The sequence below is a fragment of the Blautia pseudococcoides genome (assembly GCF_001689125.2).
Lineage (GTDB): Bacteria > Bacillota > Clostridia > Lachnospirales > Lachnospiraceae > Blautia > Blautia pseudococcoides.
In genome coordinates this window covers 4,073,748-4,100,018 of sequence record NZ_CP015405.2, presented here as the reverse complement: position 1 = coordinate 4,100,018, position 26,271 = coordinate 4,073,748, and the positions used below count along the sequence as shown (strand labels likewise).

23 protein-coding genes, 1 tRNA gene and 1 riboswitch are annotated in these 26,271 nt (G+C 47.9%); of the genes, 23 read left to right on the top strand and 1 reads right to left on the bottom strand.

Annotation, left to right across the window (positions count from 1 at the left end; all coding sequences use genetic code 11):
• The first annotated feature begins 24 nt into the window (after positions 1-24).
• The 14 genes from A4V09_RS19440 (at position 25) to A4V09_RS19370 (ending at position 15,177) form a co-directional block, all read left to right on the top strand.
• Complete coding sequence (locus tag A4V09_RS19440) at positions 25-744, top strand: LytR/AlgR family response regulator transcription factor (protein ID WP_065543780.1); 720 nt, start codon at positions 25-27, stop codon at positions 742-744.
• Positions 745-788: 44 nt separating this feature from the next.
• Positions 789-1,559 (top strand): LytR/AlgR family response regulator transcription factor, encoded by a 771-nt coding sequence (locus tag A4V09_RS19435; protein WP_065543779.1) that lies wholly within the window; start codon positions 789-791, stop codon positions 1,557-1,559.
• A gap of 141 nt (positions 1,560-1,700) precedes the next feature.
• Positions 1,701-1,772: transfer RNA gene (locus tag A4V09_RS19430), tRNA-Gln, on the top strand.
• A gap of 92 nt (positions 1,773-1,864) precedes the next feature.
• A complete protein-coding gene (locus A4V09_RS19425; RefSeq protein ID WP_065543778.1) occupies positions 1,865-2,587 on the top strand; it encodes an acyl-[acyl-carrier-protein] thioesterase in 723 nt (240 codons plus the stop codon).
• A complete protein-coding gene (locus A4V09_RS19420) occupies positions 2,578-3,414 on the top strand; it encodes a CvfB family protein (protein WP_065543777.1) in 837 nt (278 codons plus the stop codon). The genes A4V09_RS19425 and A4V09_RS19420 overlap by 10 nt, the downstream gene beginning before the upstream one ends.
• 129 nt (positions 3,415-3,543) lie before the next feature.
• Positions 3,544-4,143 (top strand): class I SAM-dependent DNA methyltransferase, encoded by a 600-nt coding sequence (locus A4V09_RS19415; RefSeq protein WP_065543776.1) that lies wholly within the window; start codon positions 3,544-3,546, stop codon positions 4,141-4,143.
• 72 nt (positions 4,144-4,215) lie between these two features.
• Positions 4,216-7,698: a DNA polymerase III subunit alpha gene (locus A4V09_RS19410; protein ID WP_065543775.1), complete on the top strand. Its 3,483-nt coding sequence runs from the start codon at positions 4,216-4,218 to the stop codon at positions 7,696-7,698.
• A 200-nt stretch (positions 7,699-7,898) separates the two neighbouring features.
• On the top strand, positions 7,899-8,897 hold the full coding sequence (gene pfkA, locus A4V09_RS19405; protein ID WP_065543774.1) for a 6-phosphofructokinase: 999 nt from the start codon (positions 7,899-7,901) through the stop codon (positions 8,895-8,897).
• Positions 8,898-9,025: 128 nt separating this feature from the next.
• On the top strand, positions 9,026-10,423 hold the full coding sequence (locus A4V09_RS19400) for a TrkH family potassium uptake protein (RefSeq protein ID WP_065543773.1): 1,398 nt from the start codon (positions 9,026-9,028) through the stop codon (positions 10,421-10,423).
• Between the two features lie 12 nt (positions 10,424-10,435).
• Positions 10,436-11,101 carry a potassium channel family protein gene (locus A4V09_RS19395; protein ID WP_065543772.1) on the top strand — a complete coding sequence of 222 codons (666 nt, stop codon included), beginning with the start codon at positions 10,436-10,438 and terminating at the stop codon, positions 11,099-11,101.
• 10 nt (positions 11,102-11,111) lie between these two features.
• On the top strand, positions 11,112-11,951 hold the full coding sequence (locus tag A4V09_RS19390) for a TrmH family RNA methyltransferase (RefSeq protein ID WP_065543771.1): 840 nt from the start codon (positions 11,112-11,114) through the stop codon (positions 11,949-11,951).
• A gap of 595 nt (positions 11,952-12,546) precedes the next feature.
• Positions 12,547-13,515: a cell wall hydrolase gene (locus A4V09_RS19380; protein WP_065543769.1), complete on the top strand. Its 969-nt coding sequence runs from the start codon at positions 12,547-12,549 to the stop codon at positions 13,513-13,515.
• 107 nt (positions 13,516-13,622) lie between these two features.
• On the top strand, positions 13,623-14,327 hold the full coding sequence (locus A4V09_RS19375; RefSeq protein ID WP_065543768.1) for a response regulator transcription factor: 705 nt from the start codon (positions 13,623-13,625) through the stop codon (positions 14,325-14,327).
• Positions 14,314-15,177: a sensor histidine kinase gene (locus A4V09_RS19370; RefSeq protein WP_065543767.1), complete on the top strand. Its 864-nt coding sequence runs from the start codon at positions 14,314-14,316 to the stop codon at positions 15,175-15,177. Before A4V09_RS19375 ends, A4V09_RS19370 begins: the two co-directional genes overlap by 14 nt.
• A 110-nt stretch (positions 15,178-15,287) precedes the next feature.
• Here A4V09_RS19370 and A4V09_RS19365 read toward each other — a convergent pair whose 3' ends face one another.
• On the bottom strand, positions 15,288-16,661 hold the full coding sequence (locus tag A4V09_RS19365) for an NCS2 family permease (RefSeq protein ID WP_065543766.1): 1,374 nt from the start codon (positions 16,659-16,661) through the stop codon (positions 15,288-15,290).
• Positions 16,662-16,808: 147 nt separating this feature from the next.
• Positions 16,809-16,904, bottom strand: a riboswitch (purine riboswitch).
• Between the two features lie 260 nt (positions 16,905-17,164).
• On the opposite strand from A4V09_RS19365, the gene A4V09_RS19360 reads away from it, so the two are divergent.
• The 9 genes from A4V09_RS19360 (at position 17,165) to A4V09_RS19325 (ending at position 26,270) form a co-directional block, all read left to right on the top strand.
• Positions 17,165-17,848 carry an ABC transporter ATP-binding protein gene (locus A4V09_RS19360; protein WP_065544869.1) on the top strand — a complete coding sequence of 228 codons (684 nt, stop codon included), beginning with the start codon at positions 17,165-17,167 and terminating at the stop codon, positions 17,846-17,848.
• Positions 17,841-20,423: an ABC transporter permease gene (locus tag A4V09_RS19355; RefSeq protein WP_065543765.1), complete on the top strand. Its 2,583-nt coding sequence runs from the start codon at positions 17,841-17,843 to the stop codon at positions 20,421-20,423. The genes A4V09_RS19360 and A4V09_RS19355 overlap by 8 nt, the downstream gene beginning before the upstream one ends.
• A gap of 107 nt (positions 20,424-20,530) precedes the next feature.
• Positions 20,531-20,983 carry an NfeD family protein gene (locus A4V09_RS19350; RefSeq protein WP_065544868.1) on the top strand — a complete coding sequence of 151 codons (453 nt, stop codon included), beginning with the start codon at positions 20,531-20,533 and terminating at the stop codon, positions 20,981-20,983.
• Between the two features lies 1 nt (position 20,984).
• Positions 20,985-21,920, top strand: a complete 936-nt coding sequence (locus A4V09_RS19345; RefSeq protein WP_065543764.1) for an SPFH domain-containing protein — start codon at positions 20,985-20,987, stop codon at positions 21,918-21,920.
• A 203-nt stretch (positions 21,921-22,123) separates the two neighbouring features.
• Positions 22,124-23,296, top strand: a complete 1,173-nt coding sequence (locus A4V09_RS25625; RefSeq protein ID WP_065543763.1) for a patatin-like phospholipase family protein — start codon at positions 22,124-22,126, stop codon at positions 23,294-23,296.
• 48 nt (positions 23,297-23,344) lie between these two features.
• Positions 23,345-24,334, top strand: a complete 990-nt coding sequence (gene argF, locus A4V09_RS25620) for an ornithine carbamoyltransferase (protein ID WP_065543762.1) — start codon at positions 23,345-23,347, stop codon at positions 24,332-24,334.
• A 5-nt stretch (positions 24,335-24,339) separates the two neighbouring features.
• Positions 24,340-25,113 carry a biotin--[acetyl-CoA-carboxylase] ligase gene (locus A4V09_RS19335; RefSeq protein ID WP_065543761.1) on the top strand — a complete coding sequence of 258 codons (774 nt, stop codon included), beginning with the start codon at positions 24,340-24,342 and terminating at the stop codon, positions 25,111-25,113.
• A 17-nt stretch (positions 25,114-25,130) separates the two neighbouring features.
• On the top strand, positions 25,131-25,487 hold the full coding sequence (locus A4V09_RS19330; RefSeq protein ID WP_065543760.1) for a DUF6145 family protein: 357 nt from the start codon (positions 25,131-25,133) through the stop codon (positions 25,485-25,487).
• A gap of 3 nt (positions 25,488-25,490) precedes the next feature.
• Positions 25,491-26,270: a type III pantothenate kinase gene (locus tag A4V09_RS19325; protein WP_065543759.1), complete on the top strand. Its 780-nt coding sequence runs from the start codon at positions 25,491-25,493 to the stop codon at positions 26,268-26,270.
• Position 26,271 lies beyond the last annotated feature (1 nt).

Below are 26,271 nucleotides of genomic sequence, written 5' to 3'. Positions count from 1 at the left end.
TTCAAAGGAACAGGGAGTGCTATTATGGTAAACATTTGTTTATGCGATGATAATACCGTAATTATGGGAATATACGAAAAATGTTTGAAGAAAACCGCAGAAAAATATGATTTTGATATCTATATTAAAATATTTAACAGCGGGGAGCAGATAATAGAATATTTTGACATGGTTACGGAAGGCGGCATAGATATTATTTTTATGGATATTGTCATGGACAGTATAAACGGCGTGGAGACATCCAGGACGCTGAGAGAAAAGGGATATAAAGGGGAGATTATTTATCTGACCGCCAGCAGGGAATTTGCGGTGGACGCGTATGACACCTTTCCATTTTTTTATTTGATGAAATGCGAATACCAGGAAAAACTGGAAGAGGTTTTTCTCCAGGCTGTAAACTATAAAAAGGAAAAGTTTCAAGAGGGAATCTTGTGCAAAAAGGGCAGTGTGATCAAGAGGATCCAGCTGGATGATATTCAGTTTATGGAGGTCTATGGAAGGAATATTATCATCCATATGCAAAAAGAAGTGTTTGAATTTACAGCAAATATGGAAATGATAGAGGAAAAGCTTAAAGACAAAGGATTTTTGAGAACCAGCAGGTCTTTTATTGTTAATTTGAAGTATGTGAAAAATATATTGAGAAATGAACTGGAAATGTATTCCGGGGATAGGGTTCCCTTAACCGGGAAAAACTGTATGGCGGTTAAGAGGAAAATCCTCCGGAGAAATCCGGATAGCTGAATATAAAGACTGCCAAATATAGAAGCGGAAAGGATAACGTGACCATGGGCGGCATCTTAGATTCAGGATTAATTACGGAGGATGAGACACTATATATTTTATTATGCAACGCTTCTTTTTATCTGCTGCAGGTTTACGAAAGCCTGATTCGGTATATAGCGCACAAGTATGGATATCACACGAAATTACTGCTGTATGAAAACGGAAAGGAAGCGGTTTTTTGTAAAGAGGACTGGACACAGAATTTAGATATTGTTGTAATTGGATGGGAATTTGAGAATACAAAAGGAATTGAAATCGCCAGGGAATTCCGTAAAGATGACTGCCAGGCCCGGATTATATTCCTGGGGAGCTGGACAGAGGATATTATTACATCTTATGAGGTGAATCCTTTTTATTATTTTATAGAAAACGAGGTTACTCATAAAAAGATTGAAGCGGTGATGAAAAAATGTTTTCAGACGGTTATGAAAAGTAAGAAGAACTCTCTGAAGTTTACCAGCAATGGAAAAAAGCAGCGGATTCCATTAGAACAAATCTTGTATTTGAGTGTGGAGCACCATATGGTCCGGGTAACATGCAGGGATAAGAAAGAGATTGTTTTTTTTGACAGTTTAAAAAATGTGGAAGAAAAAATTAAGAATGACACATTTGTAAGGACTCACAGGGGGTTTATTGTGAATCTGGCGTATGTGGATTATTTAGATAAAGATGAATTGCTTTTAAAGAGCGGAGACTCTATTCCGGTTACCCGGAATTACAAACAGGAAATTGTGGAACGGATAATGGAGCAGGAGAAGAATATCCTGATTTAGACGTTCTGCTTCTTGCCATCCATAATTATTTGTGGTATATAAGCACATTATCATATATAAATTAAATTTTTTAAAAAAAAATAAAAAAAGGGCTTGATTTTTTTTGAGATATACCTTATAATTCATTTTGTTGTAAAACAATGGGCTATCGCCAAATGGTAAGGCAACGGACTCTGACTCCGTCATTTCAAGGTTCGAATCCTTGTAGCCCAGCTAAGAATCAATATCCCAGACAAAAATGTCTGGGATATTTTGGTATACAGGAAAATGATCTGGTACAGGTTTTTTGTACCTGGGAGGCAAAAATGAAATATTCTTTTGAAAGTTATGTGCGCTACAGTGAGATTGGGGAGGATAGGAATCTGACCCTGAATTCCGTTATCAATTATTTCCAGGACTGCAGTACCTTTCATTCGGAACATGCGGGTGTGGGGATTGATCATCTGCAGGAGAAGAACCGGGTATGGGTGCTGTCCTCCTGGCAGATCATAGTGGAGCGGTACCCTAAACTCTGCGAGAGAATTAAGATAACTACCTGGCCTTACGCGTTTAAACGTTTTCTGGGCAGCAGGAATTTTACTATGGAGGACGAGCGCGGTGCCACTGTGGCATACGCCAACTCTCTCTGGACTTATCTGGACCTGGAGACAGGTATGCCTGTGAATGTGTCAGAACAGCAGATCGCAGCCTATACACTGGAAGAAAAGTATCCGATGGAATATGCGCCCAGAAAGATCAGGATGCCGGATGATACTGTGGAATATGAAAGCTTCCCGGTGCGCCCCCATCATCTTGACACCAACCACCATGTGAATAACGGACAGTATGTGGCAATGGCGGAAGAATATGTGCCGGCTGATTTCTGCGTTCACCAGATGCGGGCAGAATATAAGGGACAGGCAGTGCTTGGCAATATGATAGTACCAAAAGTGAAGCGTGAACAGGGATTATGCACCGTGGCTCTCTGCAGTGAGAACGGCGGACCCTATGCGGTTGTGGAATTAAAGGAGAAAAGAGAATGGAATTAGGTAAAAAACAGAAACTGGTTGTTGTGAAGACCGTGGATTTCGGTGTATATCTGGGAGACAGGCAGGATGCCGGGGAGATGGACCGCGTGCTGCTTCCGGGCAAAGAGGTGCCGGAGGGTACCAAAGAAGGGGATCAGATGGAGGTGTTTCTCTATAAGGATTCCTCGGACCGGCTGATCGCCACCACAAGGACGCCTGAACTTATGATGGATCAGGTGGGATTTCTGAAGGTTGCCCAGGTGACAAAAATCGGTGCATTCCTTTCCTGGGGACTGGAAAAGGACCTGTTCCTTCCATATAAAGAACAGACAAAGAAGGTCCATGAGGGGGAGGAAGTTCTGGTATCCCTCTACATTGACAAGAGCAGCCGTCTGTGCGCAACCATGAAGGTATACCATTACCTGAAAACCAAATCTCCCTATATTGTAGGGGATACCGTTACCGGTGTGGTGTATGAGCAGAGTGATAATTTCGGTGTGTTTGTGGCTGTGGACGGGCAGTATTCCGGCCTGATCCCAAAGCAGGAGGCCCAGGGCAGTTACAAGGTGGGTGAGGAGCTGACACTCCGCGTGACACTGGTGCGGGAGGATGGAAAGCTGAATCTCAGTGCCAAGCAGAAGGCCCACATCCAGCTCCATGAGGATGCCCAGAGTGTATATGAGATCATTCAGGATTTTGAAGGGGTACTGCCTTTTGATGACAAGGCCTCCCCGGAGATCATCCAGCGGGAATTCGGTCTGAGCAAGAACGCGTTCAAACGCGCAGTGGGGCATTTGCTGAAAGAAGAGAAAATCCAACTGAAAAACCATAAAATTTATATACGTTAGATGCTTCACGAATAGGAAAAGGTATGATATACTTGTACCGTAAATCAATTTATCAAAGTAACTATAATACACTCACATAGTTACTTATCAAATTCTTTATTTTATACTTGTCCAGAAGGAGGAAAATAAGTGGACTCGATAGATTATTATGACCGATACGCGGTACCTTATTATGAAGAAACTGTGGATCTGAGCATGGAGGAGCAGTTGGAGCGCTTTATGGACCTGCTGCCTGAAAATGCTGAAGTTCTTGATTTGGGCTGTGGTTCGGGAAGAGACACCTTGTTTCTCGAAGACGAGGGATTCAGCGTAACCGCAATGGACGGCTCCGCCAGAATGTGTGAACTGGCTGAGATCCATACGGGCAGGGATATCCTGCATCTGTGCGTGGAGGACATGGAGTTTGACGATGTGTTCCATGGCATCTGGGCGTGCGCCGTTTTGGGCCATTTTCCGCCGGACAAGATCCAGGACATGATGCAGAAAATTCTGAATGCACTGAAGGATGACGGGATCCTGTATTTTTCTGTGCGCAAAGGCGACAGGAACGGCAGATACAACGGACGGTATTATTATGACTACAGCAGGGACTCTCTGGACAACCTTCTGGATTCCATACCGAACATCAAAGTGCTGGATATTTGGAAAACCAGCGATGCCCGCGGGGAAGGCCACAATAACAGGTGGTATAACGTGCTGCTTCGGAAAGTAAAAAGTAAAGAAGAATAGACGTGACCATGTAAATACTGCATAGTTACGGTTAGACACCATACAGGAACAGTAAAACAGAGGAGAATAACAGTGGAGTTTACCCATTTACATGTACATACAGAGTACAGCCTGTTGGACGGTTCTAATAAAATAAATGAATATGTAGCCAGAGTAAAAGAACTGGGAATGGATAGTGCAGCCATAACGGACCACGGTGTCATGTTTGGCTGCATAGATTTTTATAGGGCGGCAAAAGCTGCAGGGATCAAGCCCATTCTGGGATGTGAGGTCTATGTGGCGCCCGGTTCCCGGTTTGACAAGGAGATTGGCAAAGAAGAGGACCGTTACTATCATCTGGTACTTTTGGCTGAAAACCAGGAGGGCTACCAGAATCTCATTAAAATTGTATCCGCCGGATTCGTAGATGGATTTTATTACAAACCACGTGTGGATCTGGAGATCCTGGAAAAATATCATGAAGGAATTATTGCATTAAGTGCATGTCTTGCAGGAGAAGTTGCAAGAAATATAACAAAAGGTTTTTATGAGGAGTCAAAAAAGGCAGCTCTGCACTATGAAGAGATTTTCGGAAAAGGGAATTTTTTTCTGGAGCTGCAGGATCATGGAATACCGGAACAGCAAAGGGTCAATCAGCAGCTTGTGCGTATGAGCAGGGAGACCGGGATAGAGCTGGTGGCAACCAATGATATCCATTACACCTACAGCACAGACGCGGAAGCCCATGATATTCTGCTGTGCGTGCAGACCGGCAAGAGGCTTGCGGATGAGGACAGAATGCGCTATGAGGGCGGCCAATACTATGTAAAATCCGTAGAAGAAATGGCGGCTCTGTTTCCTTATGCCCCCCAAGCCCTGGAAAACACCCACAAGATTGCCAAGCGATGTAATGTGGAAATTGAATTCGGCGTGACGAAGCTGCCGAAATTCCATGTGCCGGAGGGATACAATGCCTGGGAGTATCTGAATAAGCTCTGCTTTGACGGCCTTGCCGCGCGTTACAGCGGGGATATGGAGGAATTGGAAGAACGCCTGAACTATGAGCTGAATGTTATCAAAAACATGGGGTATGTGGATTATTTCCTGATCGTGTGGGATTTTATCCGGTATGCCAGGGACCATGACATTATTGTGGGACCGGGACGTGGTTCCGCCGCGGGAAGTCTTGTATCCTACACTCTTGGGATCACAAAACTGGACCCCATCAAATACAATCTGCTCTTTGAGCGTTTCCTGAACCCGGAACGTGTATCCATGCCTGATATCGACGTGGATTTCTGTTTCGAGCGGAGGCAGGAGGTCATTGACTATGTGGTGGAGAAGTACGGCAAGGACCGGGTGGTGCAGATCGTCACCTTCGGTACCATGGCTGCCAGAGGTGTCATCCGTGATGTGGGCCGGGTCATGGACCTTCCCTATGCCCAGTGTGATTCTATTGCCAAGATGATCCCCACAGAACTGAATATCACCATTGAAAAGGCCATGAAAATGAATCCGGAGCTCAGAGGCCTCTACGAGGCGGACGAGACGGTGAAAAAGCTTATAGACATGAGCAGAAGACTGGAGGGTCTGCCGAGGCATACCTCCATGCACGCAGCGGGTGTGGTTATCAGCCAGAAGCCTGTTGTGGAATATGTGCCGCTGTCCAGGGCATCGGACGGGTCTCTGGTGACACAGTTTACCATGACTACCCTGGAGGAGCTGGGGCTTTTGAAGATGGACTTCCTCGGCCTGCGTACCCTGACGGTTATCCAGAATGCAGCAAAACTGGTGGAGCGGGACAAGGGTGTGGTTCTGGATATGGACCATATTGACTATGATGACAAGAAAGTGTACGCCATGCTGGGGGCAGGCAAGACGGAAGGCGTGTTCCAGCTTGAGAGCGGCGGGATGACAAGCTTCATGAAGGAGCTGAAACCGGGCAGCCTGGAGGATGTCATTGCCGGAATTTCCCTCTACCGCCCGGGTCCCATGGATTTTATCCCACAGTATATCAGGGGCAAGAACAACCCGGACAGCATCACTTATGACTGCCCGGAACTGGAGCCCATACTGGACGCCACCTATGGCTGTATTGTATACCAGGAGCAGGTTATGCAGATCGTTCGGAACCTGGGCGGATATACTTTGGGCAGAAGTGATATGGTGCGCCGTGCCATGAGTAAGAAGAAAACGTCTGTCATGGAAAAAGAACGGCAGAATTTCGTCTACGGCAATGATGAGGAGGGCGTTCCGGGCTGTATCAACAAGGGGATCAGTGAGAAAGTGGCTAACAAGATCTTCGATGAAATGATAGATTTTGCCAAGTACGCGTTCAACAAATCCCATGCTGCGGCCTATGCGGTAGTGGCCTACCAGACTGCGTTTTTAAAATATTATTATCCGGTGGAATTCATGGCGGCCCTCATGACGTCTGTCATTGACAATCCATCCAAGGTATCCGAATATATTCTTTCCAGCAGAAGGATGGGGATCGCGATCCTTCCTCCTGACATCAACAAGGGAGAGAGCTCCTTCTCCGTGGACGGAGGTTCCATACGGTATGGGCTTTCAGCCATCAAGAGCATTGGCAGGCCTGTCATTGAAGGGCTTGTGGAGGAGAGGAACCTGCGCGGTGGATTCAAGACGCTCCGGGATTTCATAGAGCGTATGTCCGGGCGGGATATCAATAAGCGGACCATAGAGAATTTTATCAAGGCAGGGGCATTTGACGGGATCCCCGGCAACCGGCGCCAGAAGATGATGGTGTATGTGCAGATATTGGATGCTGTGAACCAGGAGAAAAAGACTGCCATGACAGGGCAGATGAGCCTGTTTGACCTGGTCTCCGAGGAGGAGAAGGAAGCTTACGAGATCCGTATGCCGGATGTGGAGGAGTATCCAAAGGAAGCGAAGCTGGCATTTGAAAAAGAAGTGCTGGGTGTGTATATCAGCGGTCATCCTCTGGAAGAATATGAACAGAGATGGAGAAACAACATTACGGCAGTCACCACGGATTTTCTGCCGGATGAGGAGACGGGAATGCCCAGGGTCATAGATGATTCCAAAGTCACCGTGGGCGGCATGATAACAGGAAAAACCATTAAATACACAAAGACCAACAAGGTCATGGCGTTCCTTACAGTGGAGGATTTGGTGGGAACTGTGGAGATCGTGGTATTTCCCAGGGACTATGAGAAGAACGCCCAGCTCATGGAAGTGGACGACAAAGTATTTATCCAGGGAAGGGTATCTGCAGAGGATGAGAAGGCCAGCAAATTGATCTGTGAAAATATACGTTCTTTCGATGATGTGCCCAGTGAATTATGGGTGCAGTTTTCCACAAAAGAGGAGTTCCTGTCAAAGGAGGAAGACTTTTACCGGCTTCTGAATGACTCAGATGGAAGGGACTCTGTGGTGGTATATATCCGTTCTCCCAAAGCAGTGAAACGCCTTGGCCCGTCCAGAAATGTAAAGATAAATGGTGAACTTCTTGGCAAACTGTACGAAAAGTACGGGTCTGACAACGTAAAAGTTGTGGAAAAGAGTATTGAAAAACTTACCAAAATGCATTAAAATAAGGAAGATTAGAGATAATTATTCAGTCAGAGCTGCGCATTTACTGCGCTGATCGTGCATAGGACTGGCGGCAGCAGGTATTCGCCCCATCGCGAAGCGATTTCAATGGGTGGATACCCATAGCTGTTCATATGTTTGAACAGCTGCGCTCAGAGGTCAAGAGGGAACAGATGAATTTACAGTAATGGAGGAGAAAAATGGCTGCGAATAAAGAGATCAAGACAATCGGTGTTTTAACCAGCGGCGGGGATGCCCCGGGAATGAATGCTGCCATCCGTGCAGTTGTAAGACGAGGCCTGAGCCGTGGCATTAACATGAAAGGTGTTTTAAAAGGATATAACGGATTACTGAATGAAGAGATAATTGATTTGACAGCCGTTGACGTTTCCGATACCATCCAGAGGGGCGGTACGATTCTCTATACGGCACGCTGTGCAGAATTCCGTACGGAGGAAGGACAGAGACGCGGTGCTGAAGTGTGTAAAAAGCACGGTATTGATGGTCTTGTAGTCATCGGTGGTGACGGTTCCTTTGCCGGTGCACAGAAGCTGGCCAACCTGGGGATCAACGCGGTAGGCGTACCGGGAACCATAGATTTGGATATAGCATGTACAGAGTATACGATTGGTTTTGACACTGCTGTGAACACTGCCATGGAAGCCATTGACAAGGTACGTGATACCTCAACCTCCCATGAGCGTGTCAGCATCATTGAAGTTATGGGAAGGAATGCCGGATATCTGGCACTGTGGTGCGGTATTGCCAACGGTGCGGAGGATGTTCTCCTTCCGGAAAAATATGATTACGATGAGCAGCAGATCATAAATAATATTATTGATAACCGTAAAAAAGGTAAAAAGCATCATATTATCATCAATGCTGAGGGCATCGGCCACTCAGAAGCTATGGCAAAGCGTATCGAAGCCGCAACAGGCATTGAGACAAGAGCCACCATCCTGGGACATATGCAGCGAGGCGGAAGCCCCACATGTAAGGACCGTGTATATGCCTCTATTATGGGAGCAAAAGCGGTGGATGTCCTGCTGGAAGGCAAGACTAAGAGAGTGATCGGATACAAGAATGGTGAATATGTGGACTTTGACATAAACGAAGCACTGGCCATGAAGAAAACCATTCCGGATTATCAGTATGAAATCAGCTATTCTCTGTCACACAACTACAGCAAGAATGTATAAATGATGGTAACTGTGAGGGATCTTAAGAAGAGGACCTTCATACGGTCAGCGCGGTAAATGCGCGGGCCTGCTGAACAGCTGCCAAATTATTTTCTGCCTGGATCTAAGGGCAGAGGTAAGGTGTGTATATGAGAAAAATGCATGTTAAAAAGACAAAATTTAAAACTGCACAAATCATCGCGCTGGGATTTGCAGGCATTATCCTGCTGGGAGCATTACTGCTCTCCCTTCCCATCGCATGGGCACCAGGGCATCAGATTAAGTTCATTGATGCCCTTTTTACGTCCACAACTTCCATCTGCGTGACCGGGCTTGTGACAGAGTCCACATATGCGGCATGGTCTGGGTTGGGACATGCGGTCATCCTTCTCCTGATCCAGCTTGGAGGCTTTGGCGTCATAACCTGCGGGACCCTGGTGGTTCTGGCGATGGGGAAACGCGTGAGTATCCGTAACCGGAGACTGATCCAGGAATCATATAACCTGGATACCTTGAAAGGGCTGATCGCCCTTGTGCGGAAGATTGTATTGGGGACCCTGCTGGTGGAGGCTGTAGGGATGATTTTGTATGCCTTTCAGTTCGTTCCCGAGTTTGGGATCCGAAGAGGAATGCAGATCTCACTGTTCAATGCGGTATCTGCCTTCTGTAACGCAGGTATGGATATCATCGGTGACAACAGCCTTGCAAATTATACAGGCAGCCCGCTGGTAAACCTCACCACAATGGCTCTTATCGTGCTGGGCGGTATCGGCTATCTGGTCTGGTGGGATCTGATAAAATGCGCAAAGCGTCTGTATCGCCGGGAGATGGGATTTCGCCAGGCATTAAGGGCTCTGGAACTGAATACTAAGATTGTGCTTACAGCTACGTGTATTCTGATCTTTGGGGGTGCTATCCTGATCCTGATCCTGGAGTACAGAAATCAGGGGACACTGGGAACTATGCCTTTCTGGGAGAAATGTATGGCCGCGGTTTTCCAGTCCGTGACCTGCAGGACCGCGGGATTCTTTACCATCCCCCAGGAAAATCTCCAGGAGGCATCAGCTATGGTCTGTATGATCCTCATGTTCATAGGCGGTTCCCCGCTTGGAACAGCCGGAGGTGTGAAGACGACAACAATTGCGGCGCTGCTTCTCACCGGTTCATCTTTCTTCAAAGGCAAGGAGGATACAGAGGTATTCAACAGAAGAATACCGGAGACGAATATCAGGACAGCCTGGGTGGTGGTCATGCTGGGACTGGGCGTTGTGCTGACATCCACGATCGGCCTGGCGATTGCCACGGAGGGCATGGCGGAGGGCGCGTCACTGATCAATATTATGTATGAAGTGACTTCAGCGGGAGCCACGGTGGGACTGACAAGGGGTCTTACCCCACTGCTTCCTGCGGCGGGCAAGCTGATCATTATACTGACCATGTATATCGGGCGTATCGGCCCCACAACTCTGGCTGCAGCGCTTACCATGCATGGCGAGAAGAAACCTTCGGGTATGCATCTGCCGGACCAGAAAATTTTTATCGGCTAGGAGAATGAAGATATGAAGAAAAAAACATTTGCAGTCATAGGTCTGGGAAAATTCGGCTATGCGGTGGCAGAGACACTTGCGAAGGCCGGGTATGAGGTTCTTGCGGTGGATGGGGACAATGAGAGGATACAGGCAATCGCCCCTTATGCATCCTATCCCCTGTGCGCGGATGTGACAGAGCCGGGCGTGATGGAATCCCTGGATTTTTCCAATGTGGATGTGGCGGTCATCGGTATTTCTGACCACATGGAGGCCAGTATTATAGCCACTCTTTACGCAAAGGAGGCCGGAGTGTCCTATGTTCTTGTCAAGGCCAACGGTATGCTTCACGGGCATATTCTAAAGAAAATCGGTGCAGACGAGGTTATTTTTCCGGAATATAATACCGGTGTGCGTGTTGCCAAGAATTTTATATCCGGCAGGTTTAAAGACTTCTTTGAACTTTCAGATGAGGTGAGCATGGTGGAGATGCATGTGCCTGCCTCCTGGGTGGGAAAAAGCCTGATCCAATTGGATCTGCGCGGACGTTACGGGATCAATGTGATAGCTGTCAAGGAAGGGGAGAATGTCACCATTGAGATGGATCCAAGTGAACCATTAAGAAGCGGGCAGACCTTGGGGATTGTAGGGAAAAATGAGATTCTGTCCCGGATCAGTGAGTCAAATTATCAGGATTGAGGTATTTTATATGATTACGAGCATGTCGAATTCTCAGATGAAGCATATACAGCAGCTTATGAAGAAAGCAAAAGTCCGCCGGGAAAGCGGGCTTTTTGTGGTGGAAGGGATAAAAATGTTCCGGGAGGCTCCGGGAGAGAGGATAGAGAAAGTGTATGTATCCGCATCTTTTCTTAAATCGGGGGATAACCGGGAGATTTTGGAGGAGAAGGGATTTGGCGCGGGAAGTCCCGGGACCGAGGTTGTGGAGGATAAGGTGTTCCGTTCTCTGTCTGATACGGTGACGCCCCAGGGGATTCTGTGCCTGGTCAGACAGGTAAGTACGCCTCTTTCTGTTATGCTGGAGAGTAAGGGGGAGGGCAGGGCGCCTCTTCTTATGATATTGGAGGATCTGCAGGACCCCGGGAATCTGGGGACGATCCTTCGTACAGGGGAAGGCGCGGGAGTGACTGGGGTTGTATTGAATAAGAATTGTGTGGATCTGTATAATCCTAAGGTGATCCGGTCTACTATGGGGTCGGTATATCGTATGCCGGTGCTGACAGTGGAGGATATAGCGGAAATCCTGCCGGAACTTAGGCGGCAGGGGGTGTGGTCGTATGCGGCGCATTTGAAGGGGGAGAGGTTTTATGACCAGGAGGATTTCAGGGGGAAGACAGCGTTTTTTATTGGAAATGAAGGGAATGGATTGACGGATGCGTTGACGGGGGAGGCGGATCGTCTGATAAAGATTCCTATGCATGGGGAGGTTGAGTCGCTGAATGCGGCTATGGCGGCGGGGGTTTTGATGTATGAGGCGGCTAGACAGAGGAGGGGGCAGGATATCTTGATCTCCCTGGCGCTCCACTGAGACATCTCTCACAGGCATATGGCCTCCCCGGCGCTCTCCCATCTGCTTCCTGGCTTTGGCTGTAGGCTTGGGGTGTTCGAGGATTTCATGGATGGTAGAATTCTTTGGATTTGTTTTGTGCTTGGGGTGGCGATAGGGATGGCGGTCGCTCTGGGGGATGGGATGATGAGACATTTTTAGAGGGGCTGGCGGTGGGGTGGTTGATTCTGGTTGTTGGTTTTGTGGATTATTTTATAGGGAGGGGTTTGTTTGAGGAGAGGGCGCATTTTGGGGTGAATTTTTGAGTTTGATTTTGGGGTGTTTCTGCAGGAAGAGACGGTTTTGGGGATTGTGGTGTTATTGGAATATGGGGATGGGAAACCGTAGCCGGAATCACGGGGGTGATTTGCGGGCTGCGGTTTTGTTTATTTTTTGGTACAAGCGATATATCGTCTTAATGCTTCATAAAATGATTGGCTTTCTGTAAATATCTACAAATTGTTACAAAAATTACCCGCTTGACAATAAAATGTAATCTTGATACAATAAGTCCGTAACAAAAATTAATAAATTTGTAACAAATAAAAACAAATGGACTTATAGGAGGCCCTTTTTTATGAAAGAAAGAATGCGACGTATTTTATGCTGTATGGGAACTGCGGGTGTCATGACTGTTATGATGGCGGTTCCGGCGATGGCGGCAGATGTTACGGAAGATGATCAGAATATAGAAGTTGTACAGGAAGCAGAACAGACAGTGGATGAGGCTGATGTTCAGGATGAAAGTGAAGTTCAGGAGACTGAGGTTCAGGAAGATGCACAGGCTGAAGATGCACAGGATAGCAGTTGGAGCGACAAGGTCGCGGCAAATGTTCTTACATATGCCAATATCCGTGAAGGGGCAGATGTGAGCAGCCAGTGTATCGGCCGTCTTCCCTCCGGAGCTGTGGCAACTGTGGTCGGAAATGATGAAGGATGGCTGCAGGTGACTTCCGGGGAAGTCAATGGGTATATCAGAGAAGATTTGGTGGTTTCCGGTGACGAAGCCAGAAATTTATATGAAGCTATGTATGGAGCAGGTGATATCTCTGCAGAGGCCGTAACTGTGGACGCGGAAGCGGAAGCAGCGGCAGCAGAGGCAGCAGCCCAGGCTTCACAGGTGTCTGCCGAGGCGGTTCAGCCGGAGCAGGGACAGGCAGCAGAGGAAACAGAGGCGGACAGCTCCCAGGCAGCAGCCCAGGAGGTATCAGTCTCAACATCAGATCTGGATTTGATGGCAGCTATCATCGAGTGTGAAGCCGGCGGTGAATCTTATGAAGGAAAGGTTGGCGTCGGAGCTGTCATCATGAACCGCATTAGAAGCGGGGAGTTTCCAAATACATTATCGGAAGTCATCTACCAGAGCGGCCAATTTGAGCCTACATGGACGGGCAAACTGTCAAATGTGCTCTCACGGGGAGCAAGTGAGGCATGTTATGCAGCCGCTCAGGATGTCTTCTCAGGAGCAAATACGATTGGAGACCGGCTCTTCTTCCACGCTGGTGGCGGAAGCGGTCTGACTATTGGAAATCAGACATTTTACTAAAATATTCGAGTAAGGGCGGAACGGGGAAAACCTGTTCCGTTCTTTTTTTCTGATTGTTGTCCAAAATGTAAAAGTGTATTAAAATAGGGAACAAAGGAGACTAGATCATGCTGATACAGATCGTAGAGGATGACAGGGCACTGAGTGACGGAATTGTGCTGGCTCTTGGGGAGCAGGGAACAGAATTTATACAATGTACAGGTGTAAAAGGCGCCAAGCAGGTTTATGGGGAGAAGCGTCCTGAGTTGATCATTCTGGATATCAATCTGCCCGATGGGAGTGGGTATGACTATCTGAAATGGGTCCGCAGCCAGGCTGACACCCCTGTTTTGATGCTGACTGCAAATGATATGGAGATGGACGAGGTGATGGGCCTGAGCCTGGGGGCTGATGATTATATGACAAAGCCCTTCAGCCTGGCCGTTCTCAGGGCCAGGATCCAGGTGCTTCTGCGCAGGCGGCAGCAAAGGCAGACAGACCGCTTTTTTGTGGATGGCTTTCTCTTTGATTTTGGCGGCCTTGTTTTTGAGAAGAATGGGCAGGAGATATCCCTCAGTAAGAATGAGCAGAGGCTGCTCAGACTGTTCCTGGAAAATGAGGGGAGGGTACTGTCCCGGGCGGTCCTTGTGGACAGGCTTTGGACAGACGGCGCGGAGTATGTGGATGAAAATGCCCTCTCTGTTACAGTGAACCGGCTGCGGGGCAAGCTGGAAGACAGGAGGGAAGGGGTTACATATATCCAGACTGTCTACGGACAGGGATACGTCTGGAAACGTGAGGAGACGGGGGAACAGGGAGATGCGGGGAGGTAAGGAAATAAGGAAAGTGGAGGAAATGCTGGATGCGGCTATCTCCGGGGAGTTCAGGGAATCGGATTTTAATGAGACAGAGCTTTCCAGGGTGGAGACTAAGTGGAAACGCTTTCTGAGCACCTCCGTGCTTTCCCGGGAGAGTCTGGAGCGGGAGAAGGAGAATGTGAAAAGCCTGGTATCAGACATTTCCCACCAGACAAAGACCCCTGTGGCGAATATCAGGCTCTATACGGATTTATTGAAAGAAAAGCTCAGCCGGGAGGCGCACACACCGGACAGGGAACAGGAACTCAGAATGGCAGAGGAAATATCCAGGCAGGTGGAGAAGCTGGAGTTTCTGATCCAGGCTCTGACAAAGATGTCAAGGCTGGAGAGTAATATACTGACAGTCAAGCCCCGGGAACAGGGCCTGGAGAGGCTGATCCGGGAGACCGCCGGGGATGTGATGCCAAAGGCAGATAAAAAGCAGATTCAGGTTGTCAACACTTGTGTGGATAACATCCGTGCATATTTTGATTTTAAGTGGACAAAAGAGGCGCTTTACAATGTTCTGGACAATGCGGTGAAGTATTCAAAGCCCGGAGGGAAAGTAACGCTTTCCGTAATGGAATATGAGTTGTATGCGGCGGTCAGTGTAAAGGATGAGGGGATAGGGATCTCAGAGGCGGACACACCTAGGATTTTTGGACGATTTTACAGGGCAGAGTCTGTCCGGCAGGCAGATGGTGTGGGTATCGGCCTCTATCTGACCAGAGAGATCCTGAAACGGCAGAACGGATATATTAAGGTAAAGTCAGCGCCGGGAAAAGGCTCGGAATTTATTCTGTATATCCAGCGCAGCAGGCTTTGACAGAAAAATGCCCGGGAGGGAAACCATGGCGGCAGTTTCCCTTCCGGGCATTCACAGTCCGGCCGTACGCGAAAGTGCAGCGGCCAAGGTGCTGAACAGTTACGCTGAAATTATATCATGATATATTTAAATATAAACAGCACGGCAAGTATATACATCAGTAGACTGATTTTTTTCTGTTTTGCTTTTCCGGTAACCAGATTGATGATCACGTAGGAGATAACTCCGAAGGAAATACCCTCGGAAATGCTGTACATGAATGGCATTGCAATAATGCAGATAAATGCCGGGATGGCTTCCGTATGATCCTGGAAATCAATTTTTGTTATAGATGTCAGCATCAGGAATCCAACGATGATCAGCGCAGGTGCGGTTGCAAAGGATGGAATCGCCAAAAATATAGGTGACAGGAACAGGGATAGCCCGAATAAAAGAGCTGCTGTCAGGCTTGTAAGCCCTGTACGTCCGCCTTCTGCCACGCCGGATGCGCTTTCCACGAATGTGGTGGTTGTGGAGGTACCAAGTGCTGCACCGGCAGCAGTACCAACCGCGTCTGCTAAGAGGGCGCCCTTGATCTTTGGAAGTTTGCCGTCCTTATCCAGCATATCCGCTTTGGATGCCACACCGATGAGGGTTCCAAGGGTATCAAACATATCTACAAACAGGAACGCAAACATAATGATTACAAAATCCATAGTAAATACTTTTGAGAAATCCATATGCATGAAGGTGGGTGCAATGCTGGGAATAGATATCCCATTGGAGAAATCCGGCAGCAGGCTGTAGAATCCGGCTTCGGGGCTGGGTACATAAAGCCCGGCAAGCTGGCAGACGATTCCCAGCACCCATGTGCCAAGAATACCCCACAGGATATTTCCTTTTATGTTCTTTACAAGCAGGATCGCTGTGATCAAAAGACCGATAAGAGCAAGCAGCACGGTAATGCCCTCTGACTGGAAGGTGCCGTTTTTGATGGAACTCTTAAAGGAAAACACAGTGACAAGCGTTGAGGAGTCCACAACGATCTTGGCATTTTGAAGACCGATGAACGCAATGAACAGTCCGATTCCTACGGACACCGCGTGTTTCAGGTTCATGGGTATGGCATTAAAGATGGCCTCCCGCACATTGGTCAGTGACAGTATGATAAAAATAATACCTTCCACAAATACTGCGCTCAGCGCCATCTGCCAGGAAAATCCCATGCCCATAACAACCGTATAGGTAAAGTACGCATTCAGCCCCATGCCGGGAGCCAGTACAAAGGGATAGTTGGACAGCGCAGCCATCAGACACGTTGCAATAAAGGACGCCAGAGCCGTGGCGGTAAAAACCGCCCCCCGGTCCATACCGGATTCTGAAAGGATGTTGGGATTTACAGCAAGGATGTACGCCATGGTCATAAATGTGGTGACACCCGCCAGAATCTCAGTTTTCACATCTGTGTGATTTTCTTTTAAATGAAATAATTTTTCTAAACTCATAAACTTTCCTCCTGCCTCCACTCATAGTACGAGCTACTGTTATTTTTTATGGACGAATTGCTGCTGGAAAATACCCGGAATCTGCCCCCCTTCCCTAAAAAATCCGTAAAAAATGCCACTGTCAATAAACTGCTGATTTCCGGCACAATCCTTCATGCGGAAATTTATAGGCAGCTATTACGGTAGCTGGTAGAGACGCTCAACCAATTTTGAGCCTATATAAACTTCACAAATATTTTATTTCCATAAAAAATTTATTAAGACTTTATAATGTTAGCATACTACATTTTTATTTAAAAGGCAATACCAAAAACAAGAATTCTTTCGGTCATTGTTCCAGGACCGGAACCGTTCAGACAGGTATGTCCATTTAATTCTTTCACAAGTGTTAGATTTCCGAAATAATGTGGTAAGAATAGAATGTTAGGATAAAGACAGAGAAAAAACAAAAGGCTTGGCTGTCTTTATTTTTGGATATATCCGGACAGCAGAAAGGTGGAGATATGGAAGTATTAAAAACAGAAGGGCTTAGAAAATATTACGGTTCAGGGGAGAATCTGGTGAAGGCCCTGGACGGTGTTGACATGTGGGTAAAGCGGGGGGAATTCCTGGCCGTTGTGGGGACCAGCGGAAGCGGAAAGTCAACATTGCTGCACATGCTGGGAGGGCTGGATTGTCCGTCAGGCGGGAAGGTGTATGTGGATGATAAGGATATTTCCACACTGAAGGAGGATGCGTTGTGTATCTTCCGGAGACGCAAGATCGGGTTTATTTTCCAGAGTTATAATCTGGTGCCGGTTCTGAATATATATGAGAATATTGTGCTGCCTGTGGAGCTGGACGGAAATGAGGTGGATAAAAGTTATGTTAATCAGGTTATTGAGGTGCTGGGCCTTGGGAGTAAGCTGAACAGCCTGCCCAGTCAGTTGTCCGGCGGACAGCAGCAGAGGGTGGCCATTGCCAGGGCGCTGGCCGCAAAGCCGGCAATTATTCTGGCTGACGAGCCTACGGGAAATCTGGACTCCCGCACCAGCCAGGATGTGTTGGGGCTGCTGAAGGTCACTGGGGAAAAATTCGGTCAGACGATCGTTATGATCACCCACAATGAGGAGATTGCCCAGATGGCGGACCGTATTATCCGGATCGAGGACGGAAGAATAGCAAAGGGCGGTGAGGCAGATGCGTAAAGTGAAGAACCGAAAGGCTGTCCGCCGGGTGGCTGACAAGACCAGGAAGGCTGCAAAGAGCAGAAATCTTATAGCCGTGCTTGCCATTGCACTGACGGCTCTGCTCTTTACCTCTGTATTTACCATTGGGGGAAGTATTGTGGAGAAGCAGCAGGAGGCCACCATGCGCCAGGTGGGAGGGAGCGCCCACGGAGGCTTTAAGTACCTGACACAGGAAGAATACGATATTGTCAAAAGGGATAAGAAGCTAAAAGAGATATCCTACCGGATCGTTGTGGGGGAGGCGGTAAATGAGTCCCTGAAGAAATTAAGGACAGAAATAGGATATTACGAAGATTTAGAAGCAAAGTTCAGCTTTTGTTACCCGGAGGAGGGGCGTATGCCGGAGGCTGAGGATGAGATCGTGACCAGTGACCTGGTTTTAAAAGCCATGGGTATCCCCTGCGAAGCCGGCCAAAAAGTCCCTGTGGAATTTACCGTGAATGACAGGAAATATGAGAAGACATTTACCCTGTCAGGTTTTTTCAAAGGAGACACCATATCCATGTCACAGATTATGCTGGTGTCAAAAAAACTGGCAGATAAAGTGGCGCCCACGCCCACCGTTTCAGCCATGGAGAATGATATAGACGCATCTGACTATGCGGGAAGGATCATGGCGGATTTTAATTTCAGCAGCAGTTTTGATCTGACAGGTAAAATGGAAGGACTTGCAAAGCGGTGCGGATTTCCAAAGGAGACCGTGACAGATGGGATTAACTGGGCATACCTTGGCATGGACTTCAATATAGGAGATATGCTTCCGGTCGCTGCCCTCCTGTTGGTGATATTGGTGTCCGGTTACCTGATCATATATAACATTTTCTATATTAATGTTTTCCATGATATCCGGCACTACGGCCTTTTAAAGACGATCGGCACTACGGGAAAACAGCTTCGCAAAATTGTGCGCAGGCAGGCCTATATGCTCTGCCTCTATGGAATCCCCCTGGGACTTCTGCTGGGAGGCGTGACGGGAAAGTGGATCCTTCCTATTGTTATGAGGAATCTGGTGTTTTCCAGTACGGCAGATACGAAGGTGTCACTGGAGCTCTGGATATTTGCTGCTTCCGCGCTGTTTTCTCTTCTGACTGTGTATATAAGCTGCATCAGGCCGTGCCGTATTGCCTCTTCAGTATCTCCGGTGGAGGCACTAAGGTATACGGAGGGACAGGATAGGATATGGGATAGGGAAAAAGGCAGAAAGACTAAGAAAGTGAACCCCTGGACCATGGCAGCAGCCAATATGCGGAGGAATAAAAAGAAAGTAGTGATTGTGACAACATCCCTTTCTTTGGGCCTTGTGCTGCTGAACAGTGTGTACGGGCTTGTAAATGGATTTGACATGGATAAATTTATAGCGTCCTCCACAGTCAGCGATTTTTCTGTGCGGGATGCCGGGCTTGATAACCCCACCATCTACGATAAACCCCTGGAGGGTGTTACCGGGGAATTCCTGGAGGCGCTGTCAGAGCAGAAAGGGGTGGAGGATGTCTGCAATATTTATATGAATCCCATAAACAGCCCTAATTTTACGGAGGAGGAGCGGGATGCATTTAATGAAAAGATTTTAAATAATCCCAAAGCCAGACCGTATCTGGAGGAATACTTTGGGGGTGAGGACTTTTGGGAAGCCGTGGAAAACAATTCATTTGACAACATTGACGGCAAAATATTTGGTGTGGGACGTCTTGCTTATGAGAAAATGGTGCTTACGGAAGGAGAGCTGGATTGGGAAAAATTTAAAACCGGTAAGTATGTGATAACCTCAAAATTCGGCTATCTGGGTTCCGCCGAAAACCAGATAAACTATTATGAGGTGGGGGATAAGGTCACGATCCATTTGGATGACGGAACCAGCAGGGAGTACGAGGTAATGGCAGTAGGGAAGCTTCCCTATTCCTGCGAGCTGCAGAGCTACAGTGTATTTGAGTATAATTTCGTGCTTCCGGACCAGGAGTACCTGGATCTTTATGGTGACAGGCTGCCCATGAGAACCTTGTTCAATGTGGAAAAGGATAGGGAGGAAGGCGTGGAAAAATGGCTGGCTGATTACTGTGAGAATGTGAATTCAGATTTGGATCTCACGTCAAAGTCCACCGTGGCCGCTGAGTTTGAAGCAGACAAGAATATGTACGCCATAGTGGGCGGCCTTCTGGCGCTTATCCTGGCAGCGATCGGCATCCTGAATTTTATAAATACCATGGTGACGTCGGTGCTGTCCAGGAAACAGGAGTTTGCCATGATGGAGGCTGTGGGAATGACAGGGAAACAGCTCCGTCAGATGCTGGGATGCGAGGGGATCATGTATGCGATTCTGACAGCCGCGGCCTCTCTGGTCCTGGGAGGTATCCTGAATGTGACGGCAGTCCGTAGTATAGGGAATATACTCTTTTTCTATAGCTGGCGCTTTACCGTAATGCCCATATTAGCCTGCATTCCTGTTCTTGTGGTGATTGTGCTTGCAGTCCCGGCTCTTTGCTATAAAGGCATGTGCAGAACCAGCGTCACGGAGAGAATGAGAAAAGCAGAATAAAAATATTGTTATTTTCAGTCTTTTACGATATAATATCAGCAAATGGATATATTATTTGTAAAGGACTGATTTTTTTACCTGAAATCATCCGGAAAGGAGAGGTGGGTATGTGGACAGCAATTACAGCAGGGACCATATCAATCATTTGGCTGATTCTTCTGGCTGTGCTCCTGGTGATCGAGATCATCACGCTGGGGCTTACAACCATCTGGTTTGCAGGAGGAGCGCTGGTGGCATTTTTGGTATCCATAGCCGGCGGACCGTTATGGCTGCAGATCTTATTGTTTCTTGCAGTATCAGTGGTGCTTTTGATCTTCACCAGGCCGCTGGCAGTAAAGTACATGAACAGAAATGTGAATAAAACAAATGTTGACAGTCTTCCCGGCGAGAAAGCCGTGGTTACAAAAACCATAGATAATTTGAGAGGAACCGGGCAGGCTGTGGTAAACGGACTGGAATGGTCCGCAAAATCCAGGGACGAAACAATTATTGATGAGGGAGCAATCGTCAGAATTGTGGCGGTCGAAGGAGTGAAACTTGTAGTAGAGGAGGAAAAATAATATGAATGTGGGTACAGTGTTACTGATTATTGTAGTTGTGCTTTTGCTGCTGGTCATTGCGTCCTGTATCAGGATCGTGCCGCAGGCCCATGCCATGATCATTGAACGTCTCGGCATGTATAAAGAAACCTGGGGAACCGGACTTCACTTTAAGTTACCGTTTGTGGACCGTATTGCCAAACGTGTGAATTTAAAAGAGCAGGTGGTGGACTTCGCGCCCCAGCCGGTTATTACCAAAGATAATGTTACAATGAGGATTGATACGGTTGTATTCTTCCAGATCACAGATCCGCGTCTCTTTGCTTACGGCGTGGAGAATCCAATTATGGCTATTGAGAATCTGACGGCCACTACACTGCGTAATATCATTGGTGATATGGAGCTGGATTCCACACTGACATCAAGGGAGATCATCAATACAAAGATGCGTGCATCACTTGACGTGGCAACAGACCCATGGGGAATCAAAGTAAACCGCGTGGAGCTGAAAAACATCATTCCTCCGGCTGCCATCCAGGAAGCTATGGAGAAACAGATGAAGGCAGAGCGTGAGCGCCGTGAGTCCATTCTGAGGGCAGAAGGTGAGAAGAAATCAACCATTCTGGTAGCAGAAGGTAAGAAAGCATCCATGATCCTGGACGCTGAAGGTGAGAAGCAGTCAGCAATCCTCCGTGCAGAAGCGGAGAAGGAGAAGATGATCAGGGAAGCGGAAGGACAGTCCCAGGCAATCCTGAAGGTGCAGCAGGCGAAGGCAGACGGTATCCGTTTCATCAAAGATGCCGGTGCGGATGAGAGTGTACTTACCATCAAGAGCCTGGAGGCATTTGAACAGGCTGCTGACGGTAAGGCAACGAAGATTATTATTCCGTCCAATATTCAGGGGATCGCAGGACTTGCAGCGTCTCTGAAAGAGATTGTTACGGATAAGGAAAACTAAAAATACCCGGGGCAATAGATGATTCAGGATGTACTTCTATTGACAGGGATTTATATGCAGAGGGGCGGTTGCAGTTATGTGACAGCCTCTCTGCGGCATTTTACCCGGAAGTAATTTGGAACCTGAGGCTATGCGCAGGTAGACAGCGGCCGGTCATAGTGCCGGTCACCGGGTTTCATCACAGGTAAGAGGAGGCATCACTCATGAAACCGGTAATTGACCTAACAAAAGAATATGGCCTGGTTCTGGAAGGCGGAGGAGCAAAAGGCGCGTATCAGATAGGTGCGTGGAAGGCCATGCGGGAAGCTGGTGTGAGGATAAAAGGTATTGCAGGCACCAGTGTGGGAGCACTGAACGGTGCCCTCATCTGTATGGATGATCTGGCTAACGCGGAGAAGGTCTGGGAAACAATCTCTTATTCCAGTATTATGTCCGTGGAGGATGAGAAGATGGAGCTTTTGTTCCAGCAAAAGAAGCTGGACGTGGACCTGCTGAAGAGTGTCTTTGATTTTATGAAGGAAGGCGGCATTGATGTGACGCCTTTGAAAGAACTCATAGCGGAATGTATAGACGAGGAAAAAATCATCAGCTCTCCCGTGGATCTGTATATCCTTACATTTAATGTGGATGAGAAGAAGGAGCTCGATATTGACGTGAAACAGTGCAGGCCGGAGCTTATAAAGGACTTTTTACTGGCAAGCGCTTATATTTTTCCGCTGTTTAAGAATGAACGCCTTCACGGCAAGCGGTATATTGACGGCGGGGCGATCAATAATGTACCCCTGGGCTCTCTCGTGGACCGCGGATATGAGAATATTATTATGGTGAGGATTTTCGGAATCGGGCGGGAGAAGAAGGTAAAGATTCCCGATGGGACCACAATTTATACAGTGGCTCCCAAGGTGAGCCTGGGGAGCATCATAGATTTTGACAGAAGAAAAAGCAGACGCCATATGAAACTCGGGTATTATGACACCATGCGGCTTATATATGGGCTGAAAGGAAAAATATATTATATTGATGAATCCGAGGAAGAGTGTTATTATTTAAAGCAACTGACAGATTTAGATGATTTGGTCTGTGAATATCTCATGGATACTTACCAGCTTTCCGGGGATCCGAAGCTGTTCCTGCGCAATATGACGGAGGTGATCCTTCCGGTTCTGGCGGAGGAGATGAAGCTTTCCAAAGAATGGGATTACCGGGAACTGTATCTGAGTATGCTGGAAGCCACTGCAAAGCTCTGCAGGGTGTCAAAGTACAGGATTTATACCTTGTCCCAGCTTCAGGAAGCGGTATATGGGAAACTGTACCGGCTTCACGGTACGGATGTTCCTGCTTTTGTACAGGTGATATCCAGGGATGTTCTGATTTGACAAAAGAGATGCGCGGCGGGACCGCGGCAAATGAGGAGGAAAAGTAAGATGGATTTAAAAGGTCGCAGTTTTCTGACACTGAAAGATTTTACGGCAGAGGAAATTGAATATCTCATTGATCTGGCTGCTGAGCTGAAAGAAAAGAAAAAACAGGGTGTTCCTGTAGATACCTTGAAGGGCAGAAATGTAGCGCTTATTTTTGAAAAGACCAGCACCAGGACCCGCTGCTCCTTTGAGGTGGCGGCTCACGACCTGGGTATGGGGACCACATATCTGGACCCCAAAGGATCCCAGATCGGCAAAAAAGAAAGCACCCGTGATACGGCCAGGGTTCTGGGAAGGATCTATGATGGGATTGAATACCGCGGATTCGGGCAGGAGATTGTGGAGGAGCTGGCAAAATACGCAGGAGTGCCGGTTTGGAACGGCCTGACAAACGAATATCATCCTACACAGATGCTGGCTGACCTTCTGACGATACGTGAACATTTGGGCAGAGTGAAGGGGGTTAAGCTGGTATACATGGGGGATGCCCGCTACAACATGGGGAATTCCCTGATGATCCTCTGTGCCAAGATGGGAATGCATTTTGTTGCCTGCGCCCCCAAAAAGTATTTTCCAAATGATGCCCTTGTAAAAGAGTGTGAGGCGTTTGCAGAGGAGTCCGGAGCCACGATCACGCTCACAGAGGATGTGGAAGCCGGAACCAAGGACGCTGACGTTATTTACACAGATGTATGGGTGTCCATGGGTGAACCGGATGAAGTATGGGAAGAACGTATCCGTGAGCTGACTCCTTACAAGGTGACAAAGAAAGTTATGGAGAATGCCGGAAGCCAGGCTATTTTCCTGCACTGTCTGCCCGCGTTCCATGACCTGGAGACCGTTATCGGTAAAGAGATGGGAGAGCGTTTCGGCCTGACAGATATGGAAGTGACAGATGAGGTGTTTGAGTCTGCCCAGTCCGTTGTTTTTGACGAGGCTGAGAACCGCATGCATACCATCAAGGCGGTTATGGCGGCGACGCTGGGGGCATAAGAAGCATGGAGTTAAAGACCGGATGGCTTGGAAAGCCGTGGAACTTTGCAGAGGAAACAGATTCCACCAATGACTGGGCGAAAAGAGAAGCCGGGAAAGGCGCACCCAACGGTGCGGTTTTCCTGGTGAGGAACCAGACAAAAGGAAAAGGAAGAAGGGGCAGAAGCTGGGCAGATCCCAAGGGGAGCGGCCTTGCCATGTCCCTGCTTCTGCGTCCGGATATGGCTCCGGAGCGTGCGCCCATGATGACAGTGCTCATGGGACTTTCCGCGGCTCAGGCAGTTGCGGATGTGACAGGTAAGGAAGCGCTGATCAAGTGGCCAAATGATCTTGTCATGTCAGGAAAGAAGCTGTGTGGGATCCTGACAGAGATGTCCATGCAGGGAACGAAAATCGCATATGTGGTCATAGGGATCGGCATTAATCTGACTGTGGAGAAATTTCCGGAGGAGATAAAAGACAAGGCCACATCCCTGAAGCTGGAATGCGGCGAGGCGCCTGATGTGGAAAGGATGGCAGCAGCGGTTCTGGAACGTTTTGAACAGAATTATGAAAGCTTTCTGGCAGCCGGTGATCTAAGTCCTTTTAAGGAAGAATATGACAGGCTTCTTGCCAACAGAGGGCGTGAAGTGAAGGTTCTGGAAAAGGAGCGGGAGCTTGTGGGCACCTGTCTGGGGATTGACGAGGCAGGGGAACTTCTTGTGCAGACACCCGGCGGGGAGTGTAAAACTGTTTTTGCCGGAGAGGTGTCTGTGCGGGGATTGTATGGATATGTGTAATAGTATAAGGAGAGTTTATGTATAAGGATAAAATTGTACTGTGCGGTGCCAATGCATATGAGAAAAAATATTATTTTAATGAAGATTTTTCAGCACTTCCCCAGTCCATACAGGACGAGCTGCATATTATGTGCGTACTTTATACAGAGGAGATCAGTGGAATTCTTACCCTGGAATATGATGAGGACGGCAGACTGGAATTCAAGACAGAGGCGCTTGAATCAGACGCCATGTACGATGAAATAGGCAGTGTGCTGCGTATCAAGCAGCTGCGGGCAGAGAAACAGGAGCTTTTGGAATCCCTGGAACTGTATTACCGGGTATTTTTCCTTGGGGAAGATGCAGAGGAGACACGGAAGGAAACGGAGGAATAGGACATGCTGTTAGTTATTGATGTGGGCAATACCAATATCACCCTGGGGGTGTTTGACGGCGAAGAGCTGAAGGGAACTTTCCGTATGACCACCAGACAGAACAGGACCTCAGATGAGTATGGAATCCTGATGTGCAACATGCTGGAATACAGAGGGATTCCAAAGGCTGCGGTAAAAGATGCGATCATCAGCTCTGTTGTGCCGGATGTGATGCATTCTTTGGCAAGCGGTGTCATAAAATATTTTAACATCTATCCCATCCATGTGGGACCTGGATGTAAGACAGGCATCCGCATTACGTCTGTGAACCCAAAAGAGATTGGCGCGGACAGGATCGTGGATGCTGTGGCTGCCTATGAGCTGTACGGCGGGCCGGTTCTTGTACTGGACTTTGGGACAGCCACCACCTATGACCTGATCACAGAGGACGGCTGTTTTGCGGCAGGCATCACCTCCCCCGGAATTGAGATCAGTGCCAAAGCCCTGTGGCAGGATGCCGCCAAGCTTCCTAAGATTGCCATAGAGAAACCGGATTCCATACTGGCAAAAGAGACCATCAGCAGTATGCAGGCAGGACTTGTGTATGGTTATATCGGGCAGGTAGAGTATATTATCAGAAAAGTCAAGGAAGAGTCAGGGATTGAGAATCTGAAAGTGGTGGCAACAGGGGGGCTGGGCAAGATTATTGCGGATGAGACAGAAATGATAGATGTGTACGATACACAGCTCACGCTCACCGGCCTCAGGATTATTTTTGAAAAAACGAAGAAGAGCAGAGGTTAAT

Coding starts and splice junctions, on each gene's coding strand:
- A4V09_RS19365 (WP_065543766.1), bottom strand. CDS start 16,661: ATGAGTTTAGAAAAATTATTTCATTTAAAAGAAAATCACACAGATGTG.
- A4V09_RS19345 (WP_065543764.1), top strand. CDS start 20,985: ATGAATGTGGGTACAGTGTTACTGATTATTGTAGTTGTGCTTTTGCTG.
- A4V09_RS19420 (WP_065543777.1), top strand. CDS start 2,578: ATGGAATTAGGTAAAAAACAGAAACTGGTTGTTGTGAAGACCGTGGAT.
- A4V09_RS19425 (WP_065543778.1), top strand. CDS start 1,865: ATGAAATATTCTTTTGAAAGTTATGTGCGCTACAGTGAGATTGGGGAG.
- A4V09_RS19395 (WP_065543772.1), top strand. CDS start 10,436: ATGAAGAAAAAAACATTTGCAGTCATAGGTCTGGGAAAATTCGGCTAT.
- A4V09_RS19355 (WP_065543765.1), top strand. CDS start 17,841: ATGCGTAAAGTGAAGAACCGAAAGGCTGTCCGCCGGGTGGCTGACAAG.
- A4V09_RS19370 (WP_065543767.1), top strand. CDS start 14,314: ATGCGGGGAGGTAAGGAAATAAGGAAAGTGGAGGAAATGCTGGATGCG.
- A4V09_RS19390 (WP_065543771.1), top strand. CDS start 11,112: ATGATTACGAGCATGTCGAATTCTCAGATGAAGCATATACAGCAGCTT.
- A4V09_RS19330 (WP_065543760.1), top strand. CDS start 25,131: ATGTATAAGGATAAAATTGTACTGTGCGGTGCCAATGCATATGAGAAA.
- A4V09_RS19335 (WP_065543761.1), top strand. CDS start 24,340: ATGGAGTTAAAGACCGGATGGCTTGGAAAGCCGTGGAACTTTGCAGAG.
- argF (WP_065543762.1), top strand. CDS start 23,345: ATGGATTTAAAAGGTCGCAGTTTTCTGACACTGAAAGATTTTACGGCA.
- A4V09_RS19375 (WP_065543768.1), top strand. CDS start 13,623: ATGCTGATACAGATCGTAGAGGATGACAGGGCACTGAGTGACGGAATT.
- A4V09_RS19435 (WP_065543779.1), top strand. CDS start 789: ATGGGCGGCATCTTAGATTCAGGATTAATTACGGAGGATGAGACACTA.
- pfkA (WP_065543774.1), top strand. CDS start 7,899: ATGGCTGCGAATAAAGAGATCAAGACAATCGGTGTTTTAACCAGCGGC.
- A4V09_RS25625 (WP_065543763.1), top strand. CDS start 22,124: ATGAAACCGGTAATTGACCTAACAAAAGAATATGGCCTGGTTCTGGAA.
- A4V09_RS19400 (WP_065543773.1), top strand. CDS start 9,026: ATGAGAAAAATGCATGTTAAAAAGACAAAATTTAAAACTGCACAAATC.
- A4V09_RS19325 (WP_065543759.1), top strand. CDS start 25,491: ATGCTGTTAGTTATTGATGTGGGCAATACCAATATCACCCTGGGGGTG.
- A4V09_RS19380 (WP_065543769.1), top strand. CDS start 12,547: ATGAAAGAAAGAATGCGACGTATTTTATGCTGTATGGGAACTGCGGGT.
- A4V09_RS19360 (WP_065544869.1), top strand. CDS start 17,165: ATGGAAGTATTAAAAACAGAAGGGCTTAGAAAATATTACGGTTCAGGG.
- A4V09_RS19350 (WP_065544868.1), top strand. CDS start 20,531: ATGTGGACAGCAATTACAGCAGGGACCATATCAATCATTTGGCTGATT.
- A4V09_RS19440 (WP_065543780.1), top strand. CDS start 25: ATGGTAAACATTTGTTTATGCGATGATAATACCGTAATTATGGGAATA.